This window comes from Streptomyces olivochromogenes (assembly GCF_021538895.1).
Taxonomy (GTDB): domain Bacteria; phylum Actinomycetota; class Actinomycetes; order Streptomycetales; family Streptomycetaceae; genus Streptomyces; species Streptomyces olivochromogenes_A.
Genome location: NZ_JADDRL010000233.1, coordinates 1 through 5,095, shown reverse-complemented (window position 1 = coordinate 5,095; position 5,095 = coordinate 1). Strand labels below are relative to the sequence as shown.

At 74.2% G+C, this 5,095-nt stretch carries 4 protein-coding genes and 1 pseudogene; 1 reads left to right on the top strand and 4 read right to left on the bottom strand.

Features of this window, described 5'->3' with window-relative positions:
• A partial coding sequence (locus IPZ69_RS46310) for a serine/threonine-protein kinase (protein WP_235460941.1) occupies positions 1-891 on the bottom strand: 891 nt, incomplete at its 3' end.
• 46 nt (positions 892-937) lie between these two features.
• Positions 938-1,840 carry an MBL fold metallo-hydrolase gene (locus IPZ69_RS46305; RefSeq protein WP_235460940.1) on the bottom strand — a complete coding sequence of 301 codons (903 nt, stop codon included), beginning with the start codon at positions 1,838-1,840 and terminating at the stop codon, positions 938-940.
• A gap of 72 nt (positions 1,841-1,912) precedes the next feature.
• On the opposite strand from IPZ69_RS46305, the gene IPZ69_RS46300 reads away from it, so the two are divergent.
• Positions 1,913-2,824 (top strand): AraC family transcriptional regulator, encoded by a 912-nt coding sequence (locus tag IPZ69_RS46300; RefSeq protein WP_235460939.1) that lies wholly within the window; start codon positions 1,913-1,915, stop codon positions 2,822-2,824.
• A 37-nt stretch (positions 2,825-2,861) separates the two neighbouring features.
• Here the strand turns inward: IPZ69_RS46300 and IPZ69_RS46295 are convergent, their stop codons facing one another.
• Both IPZ69_RS46295 and IPZ69_RS46290 read right to left on the bottom strand, forming a co-directional pair.
• A complete protein-coding gene (locus IPZ69_RS46295) occupies positions 2,862-4,571 on the bottom strand; it encodes a serine/threonine-protein kinase (protein ID WP_235460938.1) in 1,710 nt (569 codons plus the stop codon).
• Between the two features lie 54 nt (positions 4,572-4,625).
• Positions 4,626-5,095 (bottom strand): annotated as a pseudogene (locus tag IPZ69_RS46290) (serine/threonine protein kinase); the annotation flags it as partial.

The window sequence follows — 5,095 nt, the reverse complement described above, 5'->3', positions numbered from 1 at the left end:
GCCGGACACCGAAGTGGGACCGGCTGCGGACGCGGGCTCGGGGGCGCGCCCCGGCTCCGCGCCGGACACGGATGCGGGGTCCGACCCGGGCCCGGCTCCCCGCACGGCACCGTGATCGAGTGCGCGCGTCACCGCCCGGCCCCCGGCCAGTTCCTCCAGCGCGGCCGCGACCTCCGCCGCCCCCGGTCGCGCCTCAGGCTCCTCCGCGAGGAGGCGGGAGAGCAGTGCCCCGAGGGGGGCGGACCGCTCCCCCGCGGGGTCCACGGCGGCCCGCAGCAGCGCGCCCAGGGACCACAGATCGGAGGCCGGTCCGGCACCGCGCTCCGACATCCGCTCGGGCGCGACGAAGCCGCGGGCGTCCGGGGAGTCGTCCTCGGCGTGGCCGATGCCGAAGTCCGTGAGGACGACGCGCTCGGTGCCGGACTCGATCAGGACGTTGGCGGGCTTGAGGTCACGGTGCACGATGCCGACGGCGTGCGCGGCGCGCAGGGCGCCGAGGACGGCGTACCCGATGCGCGCGGCCTCGGCGGGCGGGAGCGGGCCGCGTTCGAGGACCGTGTGGAGGGACTCCCCGTGGATCAACTCCATGACGATCCAGGGAAGTCCGTCCGCGCGGCCCTCGACGACGACCTCGTGGACACGGACGGCGGCGGGATGGTCGACGCGGGCGGCGGCGCGGGCCTCGCGGAAGAGCCGGTGGGCGGCGCGCTGGTGGTCCTCGCCCTCCGGGTCACCGGCCGGGCGCAGTTCCTTGACGGCGACGTCCCGCCCCTGCGCCTCGTCGCGCGCCCGCCACACGGTGCCCGTCACGCCGGAGCCGATGCGCTCGGTCAGCCGGTAGCGCCCGCCGAGCAGACGTCCCTCGGGCGTACGTTCACCGTCATCGCTCATGTCCCATGAGTACCGCGCGTACCACGTCCTTGTCGAAGCGGGCGGGTCAGGCGGCCCGCCGATGGAAGGTGAAACCGCCGCCCTGGCGCCGTACTTCGACCGCGCCGACGTCGGCGAAGTGCGCCGGGACCACCAACTCGTTCTCCTCGGCGGCCCGTTCGAGCACTCGGCGGCGGCTCCTCGCCGCCTGGTCCGGGTCGAGGCAGAAGCAGCTGCTGCGCTCCGGGCGCAGGACCTGCACCGGGCTGTGCAGCAGGTCGCCGACGAAGACGGCCTGTTCACCGCGGGAGTTCAGCCGGAGCACCGACGACCCCGGCGTGTGTCCGGGCGCGGGTTCCAGGGTGAGGTGCTCGTCGATCCGGTGCTCCCCCTCCCACCGCACGGTGAGCCCGGCCCGGTGCACGGGCGCGACGCTGTCCTCGTACACGAGCCGGTCGTCCACCTCTCGACCGCCTCCGTAGCCGTTCTCCGGTCCGAAGTGGGCGTCGTCGGCGGCCGGGAGGAGGTACCGGGCGTTGCGGAAGGTGGGCACCCACTCGCCGTCCTGGTCGTGGGTGTTCCAGCCGACGTGGTCGGCGTGCAGGTGGGTGTTGACGACGACGTCGACGTCGTCCGGCCGCACCCCCGCCCGCTCCAGCCGCCCCGGCAGGTTCCCCTCCCGCCGGTGGAACAACGGGTTCCCGGGCCGTTCCCGTCCCCGCCCCACGCCCGTGTCGACGAGCACGGTGCGCCCGCCGCTGCGCAGCACCCAGGTCTGCAGGGCGGACACGGTCAGATCGCTCACGCGGTCCCAGTGGTCGGGGGCGAGCCGCTCCTCGTGCTCGGCCCACAGATGGGGCCCGACGCCGGGGACGAGGTCCCGGGTGGGCGCGAACGGGCCTTGGTACTCGACGATCCGGAGGACCTCGACGTCCCCGATCAGAAAGCTCTGCACTGCGTCATCAGCCATGAACAGGACCCTAGGAGCGCCGGGGTGAGCTTCCCAATGCCCGAATGGCTCATGTGGATACGCTTGCGTCTCATGGATGTGGTGAGCGACGCGATTTCCGCCGTCCGCGCGGGACGGCCCTCCTCCAACCGGCTGCGCGTGTCCGGGAAGTGGTGCGTGCGCCTGGCCCCCTACGAGGGCGCGGGCTTCCACGTCGTACTGGGCGGCGGCTGCCGGCTGCTCCCGGACGGCGGCGGCGAGCCGGTGGCGCTGGGCGCGGGCGATGTGGTGCTGCTGCCGCACGGGGCCGGGCATGTGCTGGCCGACGGGCCGGTCGGCGCGGCGGAGCTGGGGCGTGCCGTGCCGTTCGAGGAGGTGCGGGAGGCGGACGTACGGGCCGCGGGGTCCGGCCCCGCGGTGGAGCTGCTGTGCGGCAAGTACCGCCTGGACCGCAGCCGTACGCATCCCCTGATGGCGGAGCTGCCGGAGGTGGTGCATCTGCCCCACCGGTTCGGCGCGCACCCCGAACTCCGCTCCGCGGTGGACCTGTTGGCCCGGGAACTGACCGGCAGCCGCCCGGGCGCCGCCCTCGCCCTGCCGAGCCTGCTGGACCTGCTCCTGATCTACCTGGTCCGGGCCTGGATGACCGAGGCGGAGGCGGGTGCCTGGCCGGCGGTGCTGGCCGACCCGGTGACGACGGCGGCCCTGCGCGCCCTGCACGCCGCCCCCGCGGCGCCCTGGACCAACGCCCGTCTGGCCACGGAGGCGGGCGTCTCCCGCGCCACCCTCGCCCGCCGCTTCACGACCCTGGTGGGCCGCCCCCCGATGGCCTATCTGACGTGGTGGCGCCTGACGCTCGCGGCCACCCGGCTGCGCACCTCGGACGCGCCCCTGGCCACGGTGGCCCGCGAGACCGGCTACGCCACCCCGTACGCGCTCTCGCACGCGTTCAGCCGGGAGTTCGGGGTCACTCCGGGCAAGTACCGCACCGGCGCGGCACCGTGAGGCTCAGGGCTCGGTGAGGCTCAGGGCTTGGTGAGGCTCAGGGCTTGGTGACGTCCAGGTTCGCGATCGCCGTCCGCGCCACCTCACGGCCCCGGGCCGTGAAGTCGCCCTTGCCCGGGTAGCCGACGGTGAGCTTGTACATGTCGCCCGACGATGACCTGACGTAGAAGATCTGGACTTCGCGCGGGAGCGGGTTCTGCGTGTCGCTGGTGCGGTAGACGACGGTGTTCCGGGCCGCCGGTCTGCCGTGGTACGTGGCGTTGTCGTCCGGCGTGGCCCGGGGGCCCGCGGGCATGGCGAGGGCGTACTCGCCGTCGCTCTTGAACTTCTCGTTGTCGGCGTACATCTGGGCCGCCGCGGAGTTCTTGATCTCGTGGAGGGAGTCGTCGGACTTCCGCGACAGGTTGAGGCGGATCTGGACGACGCCGCTCGGGTCGGTGTAGGCGACCCAGTTCCTGTCGGTGTCGTCCTTGGCCGGCCTGCCCTCCGTGTAGGCCTTGGGCACCGTCAGGGTCACGCCCAGCTTCGGGTTCGTGCGGTGCGTCCAGCCGTCGGGCAGCGGTCCCGCGAACGGGTCGGCGAGCACCAGGTACGCCGCCACCGCCGCCGCGACGACCGTCGCGCCCACGCCGAGCCAGGCCAGGCGCCCGAGGCGGAGGCCACGGCGGCCCCGGCCGCCCTCCGGGCGCGGGACGAGCCGCGTGGGCTCCGGGGCCGGAGGGCTCGCGGCCGCCTCCAGGAGGGCGCGGACCCGGGCCGCGTCCGGGCGGTGGGCCGGGTCCTTGTGCAGGAGGCCGGTGATGACCTCGGCGAGCGGGCCACGGGCCGAGGCCGGCGGGGCGGGAGCGGCGTTGAGCACCGACTGGAGGGTCGCGGGGGTGTTGCTGCGCCGGAACGGGGACACGCCCTCGGTGGCCGCGTACAGGACCACGCCCAGGGACCACAGGTCGCTCGCCGGGCCCGGTCGTTGGCCCAGCACCCGCTCCGGCGCGATGTATTCGGGGGAGCCGACGAAGCCGCCGGTGTCCGTCAGGTTCGTCTCGCCCTCGATCTGCGCGATGCCGAAGTCGGTGAGGACGACCCGGTCGTGCCGCCCGAGCAGCACGTTGTCCGGCTTGACGTCGCGGTGCAGGACACCCGCGCCGTGCGCGGCCTCCAGGGCGCCCAGGACCTTCAGGCCGATCCCGGCCGCCGCTCGTGCGTCGAGGGTGCCCTCCTGGAGGGCGTCGCCGAGCGAGCGGCCGTCGACCAGCTCCATCACGATCCACGGCCGGCCGTCGACCACCGCCACGTCGTGGACGTTCACCACCGCCGGGTGGTCGAGCCGGGCCGCCGCGCGGGCCTCGCGGCGCATCCGCTCGAAGGCGTTGGCGCGTTCCCGCTCGGGCAGGTGGTCCGGGACCCGCGGTTCCTTGACGGCGACCTCGCGGTCCATCGTCTCGTCCTTGGCCCGCCACACCGTGCCCATGCCGCCGTGGCCGAGCTTGGCGAGCAGCCGGTAGCGTCCGGCGATCAGCCGTCCGGCGCCGGGGTCCTGGGCGGGGGTCGGAGCCGCCTGGGTGGGCACCGCGTACGGATGCGGGTCCTGCCGCGCGTCCGGAATCGGGCCCGGAGGAGAGCCCGGACGAGAGCCCGGGTGAGGGCCCTGGTGAGAGCCCGGATGCGCGGCCGGCTTCGCGTCGGGCGGTCGCAGTACAAAACTCGTCGTGTCGTCGGCGCCGTGGCCGACTCCCCCGTCACTGCTCATGGCTCCATCACTATCGCGCCATGAGCGTCCGCAGCCACAGGGAAGACGAACCGGTCACACAGCCGTGACCGAGAAGGTGTCCACGGCGACGTCGAAGTACTCCCGCGCCTCGCGCACCTTGCCCACCGGCGCCGAGACCCACACGTCGTACAGCTGCCCGGCCTCCTCCCAGCACAGGTCGAACGTGTGCCGGGGGCCCTCCGCCGCGCTGAAGCCGTTCCAGGTGAACTCCCAGAGCGCGGCCAAGTGTCCTGCGTGCTTGGTCTCGGTGACCCGTCCATCGTGGTAACCGGGGTTCGAGCCGGGCCCCTTGGCGGCCGCCCGGCGCATCACGCCCGAGGGGCCGCCCGGTTCGGGGTCGGACACCTTGATGCCGAGGCGGAACACGTTCCCCGGCGACATGTAGAAGATCCGCTCGCCCTGCGCCTTGCGGGTGAAGCCCTCGGGCACGGCGAGCGAGAAACCGGCCGGATCCTGTGCGACGCGGTAACCGGACGGCGCCGTATGGCTGTTGTCGGCGGTCG